The 18,701-nt window shown below is 60.0% G+C and carries 16 protein-coding genes and 1 pseudogene; 8 read left to right on the top strand and 9 right to left on the bottom strand.

The genetic code is table 11. The features are described from left to right. The first annotated feature begins 118 nt into the window (after positions 1–118). From ACA057_RS04275 to ACA057_RS04265, 3 genes are read left to right on the top strand one after another with little or no spacing between them, the layout of a single operon-like run. On the top strand, positions 119–493 hold the full coding sequence (locus ACA057_RS04275; protein ID WP_059403233.1) for a septal ring lytic transglycosylase RlpA family protein: 375 nt from the start codon (positions 119–121) through the stop codon (positions 491–493). Between the two features lie 50 nt (positions 494–543). Further along, a complete protein-coding gene (locus ACA057_RS04270) occupies positions 544–1,614 on the top strand; it encodes a calcium/sodium antiporter (RefSeq protein ID WP_497349805.1) in 1,071 nt (356 codons plus the stop codon). Continuing rightward, on the top strand, positions 1,601–1,981 hold the full coding sequence (locus ACA057_RS04265; RefSeq protein WP_059403231.1) for a carboxymuconolactone decarboxylase family protein: 381 nt from the start codon (positions 1,601–1,603) through the stop codon (positions 1,979–1,981). The genes ACA057_RS04270 and ACA057_RS04265 overlap by 14 nt, the downstream gene beginning before the upstream one ends. 158 nt (positions 1,982–2,139) lie before the next feature. On the opposite strand, the gene ACA057_RS04260 is transcribed toward ACA057_RS04265, so the two are convergent. From ACA057_RS04260 to kdgD, 5 genes are all read right to left on the bottom strand, one after another. Further along, on the bottom strand, positions 2,140–3,081 hold the full coding sequence (locus ACA057_RS04260; RefSeq protein WP_497346192.1) for an AEC family transporter: 942 nt from the start codon (positions 3,079–3,081) through the stop codon (positions 2,140–2,142). A 187-nt stretch (positions 3,082–3,268) separates the two neighbouring features. Beyond that, positions 3,269–4,822, bottom strand: a complete 1,554-nt coding sequence (garD, locus tag ACA057_RS04255; RefSeq protein WP_497346190.1) for a galactarate dehydratase — start codon at positions 4,820–4,822, stop codon at positions 3,269–3,271. An 11-nt stretch (positions 4,823–4,833) separates the two neighbouring features. After that, positions 4,834–6,201, bottom strand: coding sequence for an MFS transporter (locus tag ACA057_RS04250; RefSeq protein WP_497346188.1), 1,368 nt, complete (start codon positions 6,199–6,201; stop codon positions 4,834–4,836). A 153-nt stretch (positions 6,202–6,354) separates the two neighbouring features. After that, positions 6,355–7,800: an aldehyde dehydrogenase family protein gene (locus ACA057_RS04245; RefSeq protein WP_497346186.1), complete on the bottom strand. Its 1,446-nt coding sequence runs from the start codon at positions 7,798–7,800 to the stop codon at positions 6,355–6,357. A 61-nt stretch (positions 7,801–7,861) separates the two neighbouring features. Beyond that, positions 7,862–8,773, bottom strand: a complete 912-nt coding sequence (gene kdgD / locus ACA057_RS04240; protein ID WP_497346184.1) for a 5-dehydro-4-deoxyglucarate dehydratase — start codon at positions 8,771–8,773, stop codon at positions 7,862–7,864. 234 nt (positions 8,774–9,007) lie between these two features. On the opposite strand from kdgD, the gene ACA057_RS04235 reads away from it, so the two are divergent. Both ACA057_RS04235 and ACA057_RS04230 read left to right on the top strand, forming a co-directional pair. Further along, on the top strand, positions 9,008–10,324 hold the full coding sequence (locus ACA057_RS04235; protein WP_497346182.1) for a phospholipase: 1,317 nt from the start codon (positions 9,008–9,010) through the stop codon (positions 10,322–10,324). 14 nt (positions 10,325–10,338) lie between these two features. Beyond that, positions 10,339–10,530: a hypothetical protein gene (locus tag ACA057_RS04230; protein WP_497346180.1), complete on the top strand. Its 192-nt coding sequence runs from the start codon at positions 10,339–10,341 to the stop codon at positions 10,528–10,530. Positions 10,531–10,674: 144 nt separating this feature from the next. Here the strand turns inward: ACA057_RS04230 and ACA057_RS04225 are convergent, their stop codons facing one another. From ACA057_RS04225 to ACA057_RS04210, 4 genes are all read right to left on the bottom strand, one after another. Further along, on the bottom strand, positions 10,675–11,424 hold the full coding sequence (locus ACA057_RS04225) for a FadR/GntR family transcriptional regulator (RefSeq protein ID WP_401363004.1): 750 nt from the start codon (positions 11,422–11,424) through the stop codon (positions 10,675–10,677). A 180-nt stretch (positions 11,425–11,604) separates the two neighbouring features. Beyond that, positions 11,605–13,332 (bottom strand): ABC transporter ATP-binding protein/permease, encoded by a 1,728-nt coding sequence (locus ACA057_RS04220; RefSeq protein WP_497346178.1) that lies wholly within the window; start codon positions 13,330–13,332, stop codon positions 11,605–11,607. 97 nt (positions 13,333–13,429) lie between these two features. Next, on the bottom strand, positions 13,430–13,996 hold the full coding sequence (locus tag ACA057_RS04215; protein WP_008148925.1) for a response regulator transcription factor: 567 nt from the start codon (positions 13,994–13,996) through the stop codon (positions 13,430–13,432). Further along, the gene (locus tag ACA057_RS04210; protein ID WP_401363011.1) at positions 13,989–15,251 is read right to left on the bottom strand and encodes an ATP-binding protein; all 1,263 of its coding nucleotides are present in this window, start codon (positions 15,249–15,251) and stop codon (positions 13,989–13,991) included. Before ACA057_RS04210 ends, ACA057_RS04215 begins: the two co-directional genes overlap by 8 nt. Positions 15,252–15,593: 342 nt before the next feature. On the opposite strand from ACA057_RS04210, the gene ACA057_RS04205 reads away from it, so the two are divergent. The 3 genes and pseudogenes from ACA057_RS04205 (at position 15,594) to ACA057_RS04195 (ending at position 18,543) form a co-directional block, all read left to right on the top strand. Beyond that, a complete protein-coding gene (locus ACA057_RS04205) occupies positions 15,594–16,310 on the top strand; it encodes an SIMPL domain-containing protein (protein WP_497346175.1) in 717 nt (238 codons plus the stop codon). A gap of 114 nt (positions 16,311–16,424) precedes the next feature. Further along, positions 16,425–16,658, top strand: a pseudogene (locus tag ACA057_RS04200) (ABC transporter substrate-binding protein); the annotation flags it as partial. Positions 16,659–16,917: 259 nt separating this feature from the next. After that, positions 16,918–18,543 (top strand): ABC transporter substrate-binding protein, encoded by a 1,626-nt coding sequence (locus ACA057_RS04195; RefSeq protein WP_497346173.1) that lies wholly within the window; start codon positions 16,918–16,920, stop codon positions 18,541–18,543. The last annotated feature ends 158 nt before the right edge of the window (positions 18,544–18,701 follow it).

Genomic DNA, 18,701 nt, shown 5'->3' with positions numbered 1-18,701 from the left:
CCACCCCTTGTGGGAGCCAGCCTGCTGGCGATAGCGGTCTGACATTCAACATACCCGTGTCTGATACTCCGCGATCGCCAGCAGGCTGGCTCCCACATTTGTTTCAGGGAAACCGTTTATGAAGCGTCTGCTCAGTGCCTGCGCCCTGCTTTCTTTACTGGCCGGTTGTGCCAGCAACGATGTCATCGATCCGCACGGCTACGACAAGACCGGCATGGCGTCCTATTACGGCGCCAAACACCAGGGCAAGCGCACCGCCAGTGGCGAGCGTTTCAACAAGAACTCCCTGACCGCCGCCCATCGCCAGCTACCCTTTGGTACGCGGGTGAAGGTCACCAACCTGAATAACGACAAATCCTGCGTGGTGCGCATCAACGATCGCGGGCCACATACCCGCGGGCGCCTGATCGATCTTTCACACGAGGCCGCCGAACAACTGGGTATGCTCAGGAGCGGCACCGCACGGGTACGCGTGCAAGCCCTCGACGACTGACAGACGGAGCCCCGACCATTTTCGGACTAACCGACATCCCCCTGATCAGCCTGATCGAATTGCTCAGCGGCCTGGTCCTGCTGATCGCTGGTGCCGAGCTGATGGTGCGCGCCGCCGTGCGCCTGGCCGCGCGGTTGCACGTGCGCCCACTGATTATCGGCCTGACCATCGTCGCCCTCGGCAGCAGCGCGCCGCAAATGGCTGTCAGCCTGCAAGCGACCCTGGCGCAAAACGCTGACATCGCCGTCGGCAGCGTCATCGGCAGCAGCATCTTTAACATCCTCGTGACCCTCGGCCTCTCGGCACTGATCATCCCGCTGCGGGTGTCGCGGCAACTGGTGCGCCTGGATATTCCGCTGATGATCGGCGCCAGCCTGCTGGTGTTCGTATTGGCGTGGAATGAAGAGCTGACCCGAACCGATGGCGTGTTACTGCTGGCGGCCATGACGCTGTATCTGGGCTTGCTGCTGCGCCAGTCGCGGCACTCGACCCGTCCGCAATCGACCACCCACGATACCCCGCAGGCGCCCTGGATCAGCAGCCTGCTGATGATCGTGGCCGGACTGGCGATACTGGTGTACGCCGGGCACTTGCTGTTGGGCGCGGCGGTGGCGGTCGCCACCGACCTGGGGCTGTCGGAACGGATCATCGGCCTGACCATCGTCGCCGTCAGCACGTCCCTGCCGGAACTGGCCACCTCGTTGATCGCCGCGTTGCGTGGTGAGCGGGAGATCGCCGTCGGTAACGTGATCGGCAGCAACCTGTTCAACCTGCTGGGCGTGCTCGGTTTCACTGCACTGGTCGCCCCGGCGCCGTTGTCGGTTTCGCCCAACGCCCTGGACTTCGACCTGCCAGTGATGCTCGGCGTCGCGACGCTGTGCCTGCCGGTGTTCTATTCCGGTTACCGGGTGACCCGCGCCGAAGGTCTGCTGTTCCTGGGTTTGTATCTGGCTTACGGTCTGCACGTGGTGTCATTCACCACCGGCATGCCGCTGGCCGGCAAGCTTGAACACCTGATGCTGTTTTTCGTCCTGCCGGCGCTGGTGGCGTTTTTGCTGTTCACGTCGCTGCGCGCCTGGCGTCGCCAACACCACAAGAGGGAATTGCATGACCGAGAATAAAAAGCCTGGCGTTGAAGTCCGCCGCCAAGTGATGGGCGATGCCTTCGTCGACCGCGCACTGGGCAACGCCACCGAGTTCAGCCAGCCGCTGCAGGATTTCGTCAACGAGCACGCGTGGGGCAGCGTCTGGAACCGTGAAGGGTTGCCGCTGAAAACCCGCAGCCTGATCACCCTCGCCGCGCTGACCGCGTTGAAGTGCCCGCAGGAATTGAAAGGCCATGTGCGCGGCGCGTTGAACAATGGCTGCACCGTGGAAGAGATACGCGAGACATTGCTGCATTGCGCGGTGTATGCCGGTGCGCCGGCGGCGATCGATGCGTTTCGGGCAGCGCAGGAAGTGATTGATAGCTATCAGAAGCCGGAATGAATATTCGAAGGTTGCGGTGAAAGATCTACCGTCATCGCGAGCAGGCTCGCTCCCACAGGGGATCTCCTTTGTTGCACAAATTGTGTGAACACCCAAGATCACTGTGGGAGCGAGCCTGCTCGCGATGAGGCCCGGAAGAACAACCCAAAATCCCTGAGCTAAATCCACCCGCCCCACTGCAACACAAAAATCCCGATGTTGGTGGTCACCGCCGCCATCAGCGTCGTAATCACGATAATCGCAGCCGCCAGTTCATGATTACCATCGGCCTGACGGGCCATGACAAAACTGGCCGCCGCCGTCGGGCTGCCGAAGTACAGAAACAGAATCCCCAACTCCGCCCCGCGAAAGCCCCACAACCACGCGCCCAGCGTCGCCAGCACCGGCAGGCCGATCATCTTCACCAGGCTTGAGCTCAACGCCATGTCGCCGCTTTTGCGCAACGCCGCCAGCGACAGCGTGCCGCCGATGCAGATCAGCGCCAGTGGCAAGGTGGTTTGCGCCAGGTACTGGCCAGAGGTTTCCAGCCATCCCGGCAAGCTGAGCTTGAAGTAGGCAAACGGCGCCGCTGCAAACACACTGATGATCAGCGGATTGACCATGACGCTCTTGCAGATGCTCCACGGGTCGGACTTGATCACCGGGCTGTACACCGCCAACACGATGGTCGAGAGCGTGTTGTAAAACAGGATCACCAGCGCCGCGAGGATCGCCCCGAGGGAAATCCCGTAGTCGCCATACATGTTCGCTGCCAGTGCCAGGCCGATCACGCCGTTGTTACCGCGAAAGGCGCCTTGGGTGTAGATCCCCCGGTCTTCGCGCGGGCACTTCAAGATCGCCCAGCCCCACGCGATGGCAAAACACAGCAGCGTCGCTATCGAGAAATAGATCAGCAGCGCCGGTTGCAACGCAGCGTGCAAGTCGGCATGCAGGATGCCCAGGAACAGCAACGCCGGCATGGTGACGTTGAACACCAGGGCCGAAGCCGTGTGGATGAAGTTGTCGTTGATCCAGTTGATGCGCTTGAGCAGCACCCCCAGAAACAGCATGGCAAACACCGGCGCGGTGATGTTCAGGGTTTCGAGGAAGATAGCCAGCATGCCGGGGGGGAACCTTGGGTGAGCGTCGATAGGCGGCTAATGATAAGCCACCCGGGACGTTGGCGTCTGGTAGACCGCTATCGCGAGCAGGCTCGCTCCCACATTTGTCCTGCCCCAAACACACAATCTGTGCACGACGAAAACCCCTGTGGGAGCCAGCCTGCTGGCGATGAACGATAACGCAGTCTCAGGTGATCGGCGCCGGGTTGAACAAGGTGATGTCGTTATGCAGTTTGTGCTGCTCGGCCCAGGTCTGTTTCTTGCCGCTGGCGACGTCCAGGTAGTAATGGAACAACTCCCAGCCAAGGTCTTCAATCGACGCCCGCCCGGTGGCAATCCGCCCGGCATCGATATCGATCAGGTCCGGCCAGCGCTGCGCCAGTTCGGTCCGGGTCGAGACCTTCACCACCGGCGCCATCGCCAAACCATACGGCGTACCGCGGCCGGTGGTGAACACATGCAGGTTCATCCCCGCCGCCAGTTGCAAGGTGCCACAGACGAAATCGCTGGCCGGCGTCGCGCAGAAGATCAGCCCTTTGCGCTTGAAACGTTCGCCAGGGCCAAGCACCCCGTTGATCGCGCTGCTGCCGGATTTGACGATAGAGCCCAACGACTTCTCGACAATGTTCGACAACCCGCCCTTCTTGTTCCCCGGCGTGGTGTTGGCGCTGCGATCCGCTTCGCCCTTGGCCAGGTAGCGGTCGTACCAGTCCATTTCGCGCACCAGTTCCTCGGCGACTTCCTTGGTTTCCGCCCGGGAGGTCAGCAGGTAAATCGCATCGCGCACTTCGGTGACTTCGGAAAACATCACCGTCGCACCCGCGCGCAGCAACAGGTCCGAGGCATAGCCAAGCGCCGGGTTCGCGGTGATCCCGGAGAACGCATCGCTGCCGCCGCACTGCATGCCGAGAATCAGCTCGGACGCCGGTACGGTTTCCCGGCGACGTTGATCGAGCTTCTTCAATCGGGTCTCGGCCAACGCCATGATCTGCTCGATCATCTCGGTGAAACCGTGACTCGAATCCTGCAAGCGGTACAACCACGGCTCGCTCAGATCCACCGAGCTGTCGTTCTCATGCATCACCTGCCCGGCCTGCAATTTCTCGCAGCCCAGGCTGATCACCAACGCTTCGCCACCCAGGTTCGGGTTGCGCGCCAGGTTGCGCACCGTGCGGATCGGGATGTACGCGTCAGCGGCGGTGATCGCCACGCCACAGCCATAACTGTGGGTCAGCGCCACCACGTCATCGACGTTCGGGTACTGCGGCAGCAGCTCGTCCTTGATGCGCTTGACCGCATGATCCAGCACACCCGTGACGCATTGAACCGTGGTGGTTATCCCCAGAATATTGCGCGTGCCGACGGTGCCGTCAGCGTTGCGATAACCCTCGAACGTGAAGCCTTCCAGCGGTGCCTGCGCCGCCGGCACTTCGGTGGACAGCGGCAAGCTGTCCAGCGGTGGCGCGGTGGGCATGCGCAGTTGATCTTCCTTGACCCAGCTGCCGCGTGGAATCGGCTGCAACGCGTAACCAATGGTCTGCCCGTAACGAATCACCTGGCCGCCCTCGGGAATGTCTTCCAGGGTGACCTTGTGGCTCTGCGGCACGAAGTCCACGGTGACCAGGCCGTCCGGAAATTCGGTGCCGGCCGGCACGCCTTGGTCATTGACCACGATCACCACGTTGTCCCGCTCGTGCAGGCGGATGTAGCGCGGCGAGTCGGAATGTTCAATCAACTGCATGACGCCGCTCCTCAGGAATGCGCTTCAGATAATTTGCTGTTGGTTTCAGGACCGCTGACCGGCGGCTCCTTGAGTACCACACGTTTGATCGGACCGACGATTACCAGGTAGCTGAACACCGCGACCAGCGCGTTGCAACCGACAAACACCAGCGCCCATTTGAACGAACCGGTGGAGCTGATGATGTAGCCGATGACAATCGGGGTGGTGATCGAAGCGATGTTGCCGAAGGTGTTGAACAAGCCACCGCTGAGACCGGCAATCTGTTTTGGCGAGGTGTCAGACACCACGGCCCAACCCAGCGCGCCCACGCCTTTGCCAAAGAAGGCCAGGGCCATGAAGCCGACGACCATCCATTCAACGTCAACGTAGTTGCAGGCCACGATGCTGCTGGAAACCAGCAAGCCGGCAATGATCGGTGCCTTGCGGGCGAAGGTCAGGGAATGGCCCTTGCGCAGCAGGTAGTCGGAAATCACCCCGCCGAGCACCCCACCGATGAAGCCGCAGATCGCCGGCAACGAGGCAATGAAACCGGCCTTGAGGATGGTCATGCCGCGTTCTTGCACCAGGTACACCGGGAACCAGGTCAGGAAGAAATAGGTGATGCCGTTGATGCAGTATTGGCCGAGGTACACGCCGAGCATCATGCGGTTGGTCAGCAACTGGCGGATGTAGTCCCACTTCGGACCGTCGACCTTTTTGCCTGTGCCTTTGTCCTGGTCCATGTCGACCATGCCGCCGTTGTCGGCGATGTGCTTGAACTCGGCCTCGTTGATCATCGGGTGCTGGCGCGGACTGTGGATAACTTTCAGCCAGATGCCCGAGAAGATGATACCGATCACGCCCATGACGATGAACACGTGCTGCCAGCCGAAGCTGTAGACGATCCAGCCCATCAGGGGTGCGAACAACACGGTGGCAAAATATTGCGCCGAGTTGAAAATCGCCGAAGCCGTGCCGCGTTCAGCGGTCGGGAACCAGGCCGCGACAATGCGCGCGTTACCGGGGAAGGACGGCGCTTCGGCCAGGCCCACCAGGAAGCGCAGCATGAACAGCGCCACCACCGCCGTGGACATGCCGAACTCACCGACATAGCCCTGCAGCACGGTGAACAGCGACCAGGTGAAGATGCTCAGTGCGTAGATTTTTTTCGAGCCGAAACGGTCCAGCAGCCAGCCACCGGGAATTTGCCCGGCCACGTAGGCCCAACCGAATGCGGAGAAGATATAACCGAGGGTGACCGCGTCGATGCCGAGGTCTTTTTGCAGGCTGGAGCCCGCGATAGCGATAGTAGCCCGGTCGGCGTAGTTGATCGTGGTCACCAGAAACAGCATGAGCAAAATCAAATAGCGGACGTGGGTCGGCTTGGTCGCTTGCATGTAGATGTACTCCCACTGATTATTTTTATGCGGGTAATAACGGTGTTGTTTTTGTGGGAGCTGGCCTGCCGGCGATGCGAGCCACTCGGTGTGTCAGTCACATCGCGGTGATGCCATCGCTGGCAGGCCAGCTCCCACAGGTATTGCGGTGTATCAGGAACCGATGTAAGAGGTCTTCACCACGGTGTAGAACTCTTGCGCATAGCGACCTTGCTCACGCGATCCGTAGGATGAACCTTTACGCCCACCGAATGGCACGTGGTAATCCACGCCGGCGGTCGGCAGGTTGACCATCACCATCCCGGCCTGGGAGTGACGCTTGAAATGGTTGGCGTACTTCAGCGACGTGGTAGCGATGCCCGCCGACAGACCGAATTCGGTGTCGTTGGCCATAGCCAGTGCTGCCTCGTAATCCGCGACGCGAACCACGTTGGCCACCGGGCCGAAGATCTCTTCACGGCTGATGCGCATTGCCGCTTCGCTGTCGGCAAACAGCGTAGGGGCGAGGAAGTAGCCTTCGGTATCGCAGGTTACCAAACCACCGCCGCTGACCAGACGCGCACCTTCGGACTGGCCGATGTCGATGTACTTCATGTCCTGTTCAAGCTGCGCTTGCGAGACGACCGGACCGATGTCGGTGCCGGCTTTCAACGCGTGGCCGACCTTGATCGACTTCATGCGCTCGGCCACGGCTTCAACGAACGTGTCGTGAATCCCGGCGGTAACGATGAAGCGGCTGGAAGCGGTGCAACGCTGGCCGGTGGAGTAGAACGCGCTCTGCACCGACAGCTCGACCGCTTGTTTGAGGTCGGCGTCGTCGAGAATGATCTGCGGGTTCTTGCCACCCATTTCCAGCTGAACCTTGGCCTGGCGGGACACGCAGTTGACGGCGATTTGACGGCCAACACCGACGGAACCGGTGAAGCTGATGCCATCGACTTTCGGGCTCTGCACCAGCGCATCGCCCACCACTCGACCGCTGCCCATCACCAGGTTGAACACACCCGCCGGGAAGCCTGCGCGGGAGATGATTTCGGCCAGCGCCCAAGCGCAACCCGGCACCAGATCCGCTGGTTTCAGCACCACGCAGTTGCCGTAGGCCAGGGCCGGGGCGATTTTCCAGGCGGGGATCGCGATCGGGAAGTTCCACGGCGTGATCAAGCCGACCACACCCAGTGCTTCGCGAGTGACTTCGACGTTGACGCCCGGACGCACCGACGGCAGGTAGTCGCCGGACAGGCGCAGGCATTCACCGGCGAAGAACTTGAAGATGTTACCGGCGCGGGTCACTTCGCCGATGGCTTCGGGCAGGGTTTTGCCCTCTTCCCGGGCCAGCAGGGTGCCGAGTTCTTCGCGACGGGCAAGGATTTCCGTACCGACTTTATCCAGTGAATCGTGACGAGCCTGGATGCCCGAGGTCGACCACGCCGGGAACGCGGCGCGAGCGGCGTCGATGGCGGCGTGAACCTGGGCCAGATCGGCCTTGGCGTATGCGCCAATGGTGTCGGTCAACTCGGACGGGTTGATGTTGTTGGAGTAATCGCTACCCGCAACCCATTCACCGTTGATGTAGTTATCGAAACGCTTTGTATCAGCCACTGGGAAATCTCCTCACGCAAAAGGCCGCTGATCACTCAGCGGCCTTGTTTAATCGGGGGTGTTATTGAGCACCTTGCTTGTCGATCAGCGCGGCGAGCATTTCGTACTCCTCCACCGTCAGATCGGTCAGCGGTGCACGCACAGGACCTGCGTCATAGCCGGCAATTTTTGCCCCGGCCTTGACGATGCTGACGGCGTAACCGGATTTGCGGTTACGGATGTCCAGGTACGGCAGGAAGAAGTCGTCGATGATCTTGCCGACGGTGGCGTGATCTTCGCGGGCAATGGCGTGGTAGAAATCCATCGCGGTTTTCGGGATGAAGTTGAACACGGCCGAGGAGTACACCGGCACGCCCAGCGCCTTATAGGCCGCAGCGTAAACTTCGGCGGTCGGCAAGCCGCCCAGGTAGCTGAAGCGATCGCCGAGGCGGCGACGGATCGACACCATCAACTCGATATCGCCCAGGCCATCCTTGTAGCCGATCAGGTTCGGGCAGCGTTCGGCCAGACGTTCCAGCAGCGGCGCGGTCAGGCGGCAGACGTTGCGGTTGTAAACCACCACGCCGATTTTCACCGACTTGCACACGGCTTCAACGTGGGCGGCAACGCCGTCCTGGCTGGCTTCGGTCAGGTAGTGCGGCAGCAGCAACAGGCCTTTGGCGCCCAGACGCTCGGCCTCCTGTGCGTATTCGATGGCCTGGCGAGTCGAACCGCCGACGCCGGCCAGGATCGGCACGCTGGTTTCGCAGGTGTCGACGGCGGTCTTGATGATTTCCGAATATTCGCTGGCCGCCAGAGAGAAGAACTCACCGGTGCCGCCCGCGGCGAACAATGCCGAGGCGCCGTATGGGGCCAGCCATTCGAGACGCTTGATGTAGCCCGCGCGATGGAAATCGCCCTGAGCATTGAAGTCGGTGACCGGGAAGGACAGCAGACCGGAAGAGAGGATGGACTTCAGTTCTTGTGGATTCATTATTCGAACACCCTGAGTAGCGACGTTATGTGAGAAAACCGTTCAGCCTGCGCCGAAGTTGTAGGTCATCGTACAACTTAAATAATAACCGTCAACTGCATTTCATCGCTCACCTGCAGTTTTTGTGTCGGAAAGGTATTTTCTTGACGTAGGAAAAATCTCCTCTATGCTCGGATTAACTGTATATGCATACAGTTAATTGATACATACCGACGACATATCAAGGAGCTAGAAATGTCAGGTCTACACATTCAACTGCAGGAAAACCCGGCGCCGGTCATTGCCGAACTGGATGAGCTTTTTACCGCGCAAGGCATTGGCATTTCCGGGGACAGCCATCATCTGCTGTTGCTGATCTCCGATTCGCATAACCCCGCGTCCAAAAAATCCGCATCACCCTCCACCGCTCATGGCAAAGCCTTGAAAAGCACGCCACAGCTACGGTTCGAGGGTGGTGAACACACCGCCATCGGTGACAGCACCCTGCTGCGTTTCGTCAAGGATGCGCCCGCCATTGCGGCTTCGCAGGTAGAGCTGCACCTGCCGAATGGGCTGGCACTGACCTATGGCCAAATCGTTGCACTGGGCGGTGATTTCTATGGAATCCCCGATCAACCGGTCAGCGAAGGCACGACAGCCATTGATCGAATCCAGCGGTTTACCAACGCCTTCAACTCCCTGGCGGTGCTGCCGGCTGCCAATGCCGAGGCCAGGTTGATTCTCGGCGTGATGCAAAAGGAGATCGCCGCAGTGAAGCAGGCGATCAACGACGGTAAACAACCTCACGAAGCCTATGACGCGCTGGGTGATACGTTGTCGGAAGAGTGGAACACGATCACCGGCGGAGGCAGTTTCGTCTCGGCGCTGTTCCCGCTGGGGCGTTACCTGAAGCTGGCCGCCAACAATGCCGATCACTTTGCCGAGTGGGCGCTGCTGGCGTACATCGCCGGGCACACGGCCGCGTTGCAACAAGCAGTCGCGGCCCGCAATAGCGGCGATGAGCAGTCGTTGGAACGGGCCTACGCGATGAACGCGTTTGCCGATCATTACCTGACCGACCTGTTTTCCGCCGGCCACTTGCGGGTGCCGCGCAAGCAGTTGGCGGCGGTGGTCACGCCCAGCGACCTGGGTTCGTTGATCACCCGTTTCATGCACGATGAGGACAGCAAGTTCGGCCTTAATGTGCGTAATACCAACGGTGAGCAGTGGCGCGCGTATGGGGACAAGCGTTACTTCGATGCCATCGACGACGCCAACCGCGTCCAGGTCAATCAAGCGGTGCAGGCGTCTGCGGATGAGATCTTTGCCGCGTACCTCAGCGGTATCGCGCCGACGCCCGCTAGCTTCGCAGCGTTGAAAAAGTTGCCGGATCTGCAAGCCACGCTGAACCCGACGGGCAATTTCTCGCCACTGTTCAAGGTTGAGGGCAGCAAGGTGCTGCGGCGCAAGGACGTCAACAACCTGAACGACACCGCCACTGTTGACGATTGGTGGGGCTGGAGCACGTATCTGCTGCTCAAGGATTACCAACCGACTGGCAACGTGGCCTGATAAGGAGATCAAAGATGACGATTAAATTGAAACTGGAATTGGCTTCGGGGCAATCGATGAAGGGGGCGCCGTTGGAGTTGTTGGCCAAGGGAGTGCCGATTGCTCGGGCGGTGGTGGGTGAGCAGGGGGATGTGGTGTTTGCTGCCAAACCTGGGGTTGTCGGGTTGGCGGTGCGAGTGGATCGTTCGATTTTGAAGATCAACTGAAAGACTGATTGAAGGCTGCTGGACCCATCGCGGGCAAGCCCGGCTCCCACAGTGTTTTGTGTGTGTTCGCACTATTGTGATCGACACACAACACTGTGGGAGCCGGGCTTGCCCGCGAAGGCGTCCTTTCTGGCAACGAAAATCTCAGCCCCGCTGCGCCTCTGCCTCTTCATGCGCATGCCGCAACCGCTCGCGACTGTTGGTCAGGTGCAAGCGCATCGCCGCGCGCGCCGCGTCGGAATCCTGGCGGGCGATCGCGTCGTAAATCTCTTCGTGCTCACGACTCAAGCGACTCATGTAGTGCTGCTGATCATCATGGGCCAGCCGCGCCGAGTTCAGCCGCGTGCGCGGAATGATGCTGGTGCCCAGGTGGGTCATGATGTCAGTGAAGTAGCGGTTGCCGGTGGACAGGGCGATTTGCAGGTGAAACTGGAAGTCCGAAGCCACGGCATCGCTGGCGTGAGAAGCACTTTCATTCAATGCATCCAGCGCGGCACGCATCAACGCCAGCTGCTCGGGGCTGCGACGTTGCGCGGCGAGGCCGGCGGATTCCACTTCGAGGCTGATGCGCAGTTCCAGAATCGCCAGCACATCACGCAAGGTCACCACGGTCGCCGGGTCGATCCGAAAACCGCTCGGGCTCGGGGTGTCGAGCACGAAGGTGCCGATGCCGTGGCGGGTTTCCACCTGCCCCGCCGCCTGCAAACGGGAAATCGCTTCGCGCACCACGGTACGGCTGACGCCATGGGCATCCATGATCGCCGACTCGGTGGGCAATTTGTCGCCGCGTTTGAGGTGACCGTCGCGGATCTGCTCGGACAGCACGGTCACCAGTTCCTGAGCGAGGCTGCGGCGCTTGCGAGGGAGGCGAGGTGCGTCGATCGGGTTTTCCATGGTGAACGTCTTTCTCGAAAAAATTCGGCTGAAACCGCATCATAGCGCAAGCGGGTTGTACGATCACCCACCGCCCTTGTAGGAGCGAGGCTTGCCCGCGAAGAACGATGACCCGGTCCCTGATTGGAACCGTGTGATGGCCTTCGCGGGCAAGCCTCGCTCCTACAAGAGGTGTGGTGTTCAGGCGGTCACGGTCTGATCCACCAGATGGCCATTGTCGATGCGGACATGTCGTGGATGGAAACGCTTCAGGCTGCTGCGATGACCGACGCTGACAATGCTCAGCCCCGGAATCTCATCGATCAACGCCTGATACAGCGACGCTTCATCCTCTTCATCCATCGCCGAGGTCGCCTCGTCCATGTACAGCCATTGCGGCGCATACAGCAGCGCTCGGGCGAAGGCCAACCGTTGCTGTTCACCCGGCGACAGCATGCGCTGCCAGTGATTGGCTTCATCCAGACGCGCCACCAGGTGCGGCAAGCGACAGGCTTCCAGCACGTGCACATAGCGCTCGTTCGGGTAGGTTTCGCCGGGCTGTGGATAACTCAGCGCCTCACGCAAGGTGCCAATCGGCAGATAAGGCTTCTGCGGCAGGAACAGATACCGCGCCGCCGGCAGGCGAATGCTGCCGTGGCCCGCCGGCCACAAATGCCCCATTGCTCGCAGCAAGGTTGATTTGCCGCTGCCGGAACGACCGCTGAGCATCACGCGCTCGCCCTCCTCCACGGTCATGTCGGCGTTGGTCAGCAGGTGACGACCATCCGCCAGGTCGAGGCCGAGGTTGTGCACCTTCAGCGCGTCCCCTTGATTCTGCACATCGATCGCCGGCACCCGCTCTTCGTTGTCGCGCATCGCCTGGTGGAAGCTCAACAGACGATCACAGGTGGCGCGCCACGCAGCGAGGTTTTGATACGCGCTGATAAACCAGCTGAAACTCTCTTGCACATTGCCGAACGCCGAACTGATTTGCATCAGCTCACCCAGTTCGATCTTGCCCGCGAAATAACGCGGTGCGGCGACCATGAACGGAAAGATGATGGCGGCCTGGCTATAACCGGCGGTAAAGAAAGTCAGGCGCTTGGACACTTTCATGATGTCCCAGAAATTGTGCCAGACCAGGCCGAAACGGCTGCTCAAGCGTCGGTTTTCATTCGGCTCGCCGTTGTACAACGCAATGCTTTCGGCGTTTTCGCGAACACGAACCATGGAGAAACGCAGGTCGGCTTCAAAGCGTTGTTGTTGGTTGTTGAGGCCGATCAGGCGACGACCGATCAAATGAGTCAGCCAGCTACCGACCACGGCGTAGACCAGCACACACCAAAACATATAACCGGGAATGGTAAAACCGAGCACTTCGATACTGCCCGACACGCCCCACAGAATGATTGAGAACGACACCAGGCTGACAATGTTGCGCAGCAAACCAATGCCCAGCTCCAGTGTGTTCGAGGTGAAGCTGTTAAGGTCTTCGGAAATCCGCTGGTCCGGGTTATCGGTGTAACCGCCCTGCTCCAGCTGGTAGTAATTCTTGTTGCCGAGCCAGCGCGCGAAATGCTTTTCGGTCAGCCAGGCCCGCCAGCGGATGGTCAGCATTTGGGTCAGGTAGAGCCGGTACACCGCACCGACAATCGCCACTGCCGCAATCGCGCAGAAATACAGAATCAACTGCCAAAACGCAGCTTCATCCTTCTTTTGCAACGCGTTGTAAAAATCTTTGTACCAGGTGTTGAACCACACCGAGATACCGACGCTGACCAGCGACAGCACAATCACCGCGATCAGCAGCGTCCAGGCCTTGCCCTTCTCTTCGCTGCGCCAGTATGGCGTGGTCATCGCCCAGACTTTGCGAAAAAACTGCCCGTGCACAGCATCGTTGACCGCGGAATATTCAGCGTTCTGATTCATGGATAAGGCTCGATAAAGAAAAGAACACACACGAACCGATCATAGATGATCGGTTCGGTTTATCGCGAGGAGCGGCCGGCATTCGTTCAGCGCAGGTTCAGCGACGAACGGGACGCTTCTGCAACTTGCGCTGCAACGTGCGGCGGTGCATGCCCAAGGCGCGGGCAGTGGCGGAGATGTTGCCTTCGTGCTCGGTGAGCACGCGCTGGATGTGTTCCCACTGCAGGCGGTCCACCGACATCGGGTTTTCCGGCACCAGGGTGTCGAGGTCGGCATGCTCGGAAAGCAGCGCGGCCAGCACGTCGTCGGCGTCGGCCGGTTTGCACAGGTAATTGCAGGCGCCGCGCTTGATCGCCTCGACAGCGGTGGCGATGCTCGAGTAACCAGTGAGGATCACCACGCGCATTTCCGGGTCCAGCTCGAGCAGTTTGGGCAGCAACACCAGACCGGAATCGCCGTCCATTTTCAGGTCCAGCGCGGCGTAGTCCGGCAGGTCGGCCTGGGCGATGGTCAGGCCTTCTTCGGCGGAACCGGCGGTGCTCACGCGAAAACCGCGACGGGCCATGGCGCGGGCCATGACGCGGGTGAACGTTGCGTCGTCGTCGACCAGCAGCAAATGCGGCAGTTCTTCGCCTTCGCCTTCGACTTGAATCTCGTCACTCATGTTCGTCTCCTCGGGCGACACGGGGCAGGCGCAGCTCGGTCAGCGTGCCACCTTCCTCATGACTGTAGAGTTTCACTGAGCCGCCGGCGCGTGTCACGCTGGCCTTGCTCAAAAACAGGCCCAGGCCGAAACCTTTGCCCTTGGTGGTAAAAAACGGTTTGCCGATCTGCTCGGCGATGGCCAACGGCACACCGGCGCCGTGATCGCGAATGCTGATGGTCAGGTCCTCGGCATTCCAGTCCAGCGTCACTTGCAACCCTTCGGGGCACGCATCGGCGGCGTTGTTGAGCAAATTCAGCAGCGCCTGGGTCAAGTCCGGCGGCGGCGCCATACGTGGCACGGCGCCTTGGCCGAGACGCTGGAAGCGGTAACTGGCTTCCGGCCGCATCAGGTGCCAGCGGTTAAGCGCTTCGTCGAGCCAGTCGGTGACGTCCTGCATTTCCACCGCCAAACGGCGATTCGCTTCCGCGGCCCGAACTAACTGCTGCAAGGTCTCTTTGCACAGTTTGACCTGATCCTGCAGCACGCTCAGGTCGTCCTGCAACATCGGATCATGATGGTCCTGACGCATTTCCTTGAGCAACACGCTCATGGTCGCCAGCGGTGTGCCCAATTCATGGGCGGCACCGGCTGCCTGGGTCGCGACGGCTAGCAATTGCTGATCGCGCAGGCCTTCTTCGCGACGGATGGCCCGCAATTCTTCCTGACGGCGCAGCTCTTCGGCCATGCGCGCGGCGAAGAACGTGATGACTGCCGCCGCCAGGGCGAAACTCAGCCACATCCCGTAGACCTGCAGGTTTTCCCGAGCGATCGGAAAGGTTTGCAGCGGGTAGAAGCGCGCCAGCAGCAGGGTGTACATCGTCAACGCGATGCCGGACAGAATCACCGAATAACGCCACGGCAGCGTCACGGCGGCGATGGTCAGCGGCACCAGGTAATAAGAAACGAACGGGTTGGTCGAACCGCCGGAGAAATACAGCAAGGCACTGTGGATAAACAGGTCGCAGGCCAATTGCACGGCGTATTCGAGTTCGGTGACGGGCCACGAGGTGCGCAGGCGGATCGCCGTGAACGCGCACAGCAACATCGAGCAACCGAGGGTCGCGGCCAGTTGAAACCAGGGCAGCGGCAGCAAGTCGAGCCAGTAGGCCAGGCCCACGGAACCGGCCTGGGCGGCCAGCACCAACGTGCGGATAAACGTCAGCCGCCAAAGGTTCTGGCGGGTGGCGGAAGTGATTTGAACGGCGGCGAGCATGAGCTCTCCTGATGAGCGCTGCAGGCGGATCGCCGGGAGTATAACCAAGCGCGGGGGCTGGCAGGCAAAAGTGCGGCAAACGGCCACAGGGCAGAAAGGTCAGTGGCGTCTATAAGACCGCCATCGCGGGCAAGCCACGCTCCCACAGATTTGAGTCACCAAATGATTTGTGCACGACACGGACCGGTGGGAGCGGGCTTGCCCGCGATTGAGCGCGATGCGATCACCTGCTGTTTGTCTGTATAGAAGTTGTAACTGTGCGAACCGGATCATTAAAGCTAGAGTCTGATGGTTTCACGCAGGCTCGGACCCTGACACCTGCGCATCGCCCAAGGAGTTTTCATGCACACGTTCCGCCGCAGCGCCGCCCTTCTTGCCCTCAGCGTTGGCACCGTCGCCAGCCTCCCGGCCCTGGCCGCCGACGAGCTTCATTACAACCAGATTTCCCTGCGCGCCGAAGTCAGTCAGGAAGTGGCCCGCGACCTGATGATCGTGACCCTCTACACCGAAGACCAAAACTCCGACCCGGCCAAACTCGCCGCCGACGTCAGCACCACCATGAACAAGGCATTGGCCCAGGCCAAACAGGTCAAAGACATCACCCTGCGCCAGGGCAGCCGCAACAGCTACCCGATCTACGACACCAAAGGCCAGAAAATCACCGGCTGGCGCGAACGCGCCGAACTGCGCCTGGAAAGCTCCGACTTCGCCGCCCTGTCGAAACTGACTGGCGAACTGCTCACCGACCTGAAAATGGGCGGCATGGACTTCGCCATCGCCACGCCAACCCGCAAGGCCAGCGAAGACGCGCTGCTCAAAGATGCCGTTACCGCCTTTAAAGCCCGCGCCCAACTGGCCACCGACGCCCTCGGCGGCAAGAGCTACAAAATCGTCAACCTGAACCTGAACAGCAACGGTTATCCACAGCCGTACATGCGTGGGCCGATGATGATGAAGGCCGCGAGCATGGATGCCGCCCCGGTGACCCCGGAAGTCGAAGCGGGCACCAGCCAGGTCAGCATGACCGCGGATGGGTCGATTGAAGTGTTGATGCCTTGATTGGCTAACTTTCTGCAAAAAAACGGCGATCACCCAGTGATCGCCGTTTTTTATACAACACCAAAATACCTGCCCCTGTAGGAGCGGGGTTGCACCCGGTACCACCATGACCGTGCCGAATGGTGCGACCCGGCGTACGGCAAACTCGTGCAGGAAGCCAAGGTGTCCACTGACCGACAGCAGCGAGTCAAACTGTGCCAACAGGCACAGCAAATCCTTAAACAACAAGTACCTATCACACCGATTGCGAACTCGACGGTGTTCCAGCCTTTGCGCAAAGAAGTCACCGATTTCAAGATCAGCACGTTCGGCCTCACACCTTTGTACGGGGTGGGTATAAATAAGTAACACCCCGCCCCAACCGGGTGCGCGCGCCACCCCGGTTGCCCCTTGCGGGGGCGCGGTTTGCACCGAAAAAAACACGCGCAAACGGTCAAATGCGCGTCAATTTATACATATGCGACATTAAGGTACGTTCGTGCCACTGTTTAAGGCTTGTAGCCGCTCTGCATCTTGCATTGGGTACGGCCCCTGCATAAGTATCCGCAGGCACGACTCACGAGGTCGTCCTCTAATTCCAAAAATGACAACAAATCATGAGGCCACCATGCTTAAACACGCGGTCATTCCGTTTTTAGTCGGCGCGGGCTTGTTAGCCAGCGCACCTTTCGCCCAAGCGGCGACTAACCTGGTGTTTTGCTCCGAAGGGAGCCCGGCCGGTTTTGATCCTGGTCAGTACACCACCGGAACCGACTTCGACGCCTCTGCAGAAACCATGTTCAACCGCCTGACTCAATTCGAGCGCGGCGGCACCGCCGTTATTCCTGGCCTGGCAACCAAGTGGGACATCTCCGATGATGGCCTGACGTACACCTTCCACCTGCGTGAAGGCGTCAAGTTCCACACCACGCCGTACTTCAAGCCTACTCGTGAGTTCAACGCCGACGACGTGCTGTTCACCTTTAATCGCATGATTAACAAGGATGATCCGTTCCGCAAAGCGTACCCGACCGAATTCCCGTACTTCACCGACATGGGGATGGATACCAACATCACCAAGATCGATAAAGTCGACGATCACACCGTCAAGTTCACCCTCAAAGAAGTGGATGCTGCGTTCATTCAGAACATGGCGATGAGTTTCGCGTCGGTGCAGTCCGCCGAGTACGCTGCCCAGCTGCTCAAGGAAGGCAAAGCCGCCGACATCAACCAGAAGCCGGTCGGCACTGGTCCGTTCGTGTTCAAGAGCTACCAGAAAGATTCCAACATCCGCTACACCGGGAACAAGGACTACTGGAAGCCTGACGACGTCAAGATCGACAACCTGATATTCGCCATCACCACCGACCCGTCGGTGCGTATCCAGAAGCTGAAGAAGAACGAGTGCCAGATCACTCTGTTCCCACGTCCGGCCGACCTGAAGGCGCTTCAGGAAGACAAGACGCTGAAAGTGCCTGACCAGGCTGGTTTCAACCTGGGTTACATCGCCTACAACGTCATGCCAGTACTCAAGGGCCGCACCGACGCCAACCCGTTGGCCGAGCTGAAGGTTCGTCAGGCGCTGGACATGGCGGTGAACAAGCAGCAGATCATCGACTCGGTTTACCAGGGTGCAGGTCAACTGGCGGTCAACGCCATGCCACCGACCCAGTGGTCCTACGACACGACCATCAAGGACGCCAAGTACGACCCTGAGAAAGCCAAGGAGCTGCTCAAGGAAGCAGGCGTCAAGGAAGGCACCCAGATCACTCTGTGGGCCATGCCGGTTCAGCGTCCGTACAACCCGAACGCCAAACTGATGGCTGAAATGCTGCAGTCCGACTGGGCGAAGATCGGCCTCAAGGTCAACATCGTCAGCTACGAATGGGGCGAGTACATCAAGCGCTCCAAGGGCGGCGAGAACCAGGCGATGCTGATTGGCTGGAGCGGCGACAATGGTGATCCGGACAATTGGCTGAACGTGCTGTTCGGCTGCGACTCGCTCAGCGGCAACAACTTCTCCAAGTGGTGCGACAAGAAGTTCGACGGCATCGTCAAGGAAGCCAAGCGCACGACCGATCAGGGCAAGCGCACCGAACTGTACAAACAGGCGCAACACGTCCTCAAGGACGCCGTTCCAATGACACCTATCGCTCACTCGACGGTGTTCCAACCCATGCGCGACAACGTGCAGGACTTCAAGATCAGCCCATTCGGCTTGAACTCCTTCTACGGCGTCAGCGTCAGCAAATAAGGTGTTGCAACGGCGACGTTTTTGACGTCGCCGTTGCTTTATCTACCGAGAACGCAGGAATCCGCCTACCTCTAAATCCACTGCGTACTACAGCAGCGCGTTAGGACGTATTGCCTTTTCCTACGAGTCTTTCAGGCTTTTCGCATTTACTGCCGGAC

It is taken from the genome of Pseudomonas sp. LBUM1661 (assembly GCF_059695925.1).
Note: the sequence above shows the minus strand (reverse complement) of the source record. Positions and strands in the feature narration are given on the sequence as shown.

Excerpts from the sequence above, each read along its gene's own strand:
- ACA057_RS04250 (WP_497346188.1), bottom strand. The coding sequence starts at position 6,201 with ATGCAAGCGACCAAGCCGACCCACGTCCGCTATTTGATTTTGCTCATG.
- ACA057_RS04195 (WP_497346173.1), top strand. The coding sequence starts at position 16,918 with ATGCTTAAACACGCGGTCATTCCGTTTTTAGTCGGCGCGGGCTTGTTA.
- kdgD (WP_497346184.1), bottom strand. The coding sequence starts at position 8,773 with ATGAATCCACAAGAACTGAAGTCCATCCTCTCTTCCGGTCTGCTGTCC.
- ACA057_RS04230 (WP_497346180.1), top strand. The coding sequence starts at position 10,339 with ATGACGATTAAATTGAAACTGGAATTGGCTTCGGGGCAATCGATGAAG.
- ACA057_RS04275 (WP_059403233.1), top strand. The coding sequence starts at position 119 with ATGAAGCGTCTGCTCAGTGCCTGCGCCCTGCTTTCTTTACTGGCCGGT.
- ACA057_RS04225 (WP_401363004.1), bottom strand. The coding sequence starts at position 11,424 with ATGGAAAACCCGATCGACGCACCTCGCCTCCCTCGCAAGCGCCGCAGC.
- ACA057_RS04235 (WP_497346182.1), top strand. The coding sequence starts at position 9,008 with ATGTCAGGTCTACACATTCAACTGCAGGAAAACCCGGCGCCGGTCATT.
- garD (WP_497346190.1), bottom strand. The coding sequence starts at position 4,822 with ATGCAGTTGATTGAACATTCCGACTCGCCGCGCTACATCCGCCTGCAC.
- ACA057_RS04260 (WP_497346192.1), bottom strand. The coding sequence starts at position 3,081 with ATGCTGGCTATCTTCCTCGAAACCCTGAACATCACCGCGCCGGTGTTT.
- ACA057_RS04210 (WP_401363011.1), bottom strand. The coding sequence starts at position 15,251 with ATGCTCGCCGCCGTTCAAATCACTTCCGCCACCCGCCAGAACCTTTGG.
- ACA057_RS04220 (WP_497346178.1), bottom strand. The coding sequence starts at position 13,332 with ATGAATCAGAACGCTGAATATTCCGCGGTCAACGATGCTGTGCACGGG.
- ACA057_RS04205 (WP_497346175.1), top strand. The coding sequence starts at position 15,594 with ATGCACACGTTCCGCCGCAGCGCCGCCCTTCTTGCCCTCAGCGTTGGC.
- ACA057_RS04215 (WP_008148925.1), bottom strand. The coding sequence starts at position 13,996 with ATGAGTGACGAGATTCAAGTCGAAGGCGAAGGCGAAGAACTGCCGCAT.
- ACA057_RS04265 (WP_059403231.1), top strand. The coding sequence starts at position 1,601 with ATGACCGAGAATAAAAAGCCTGGCGTTGAAGTCCGCCGCCAAGTGATG.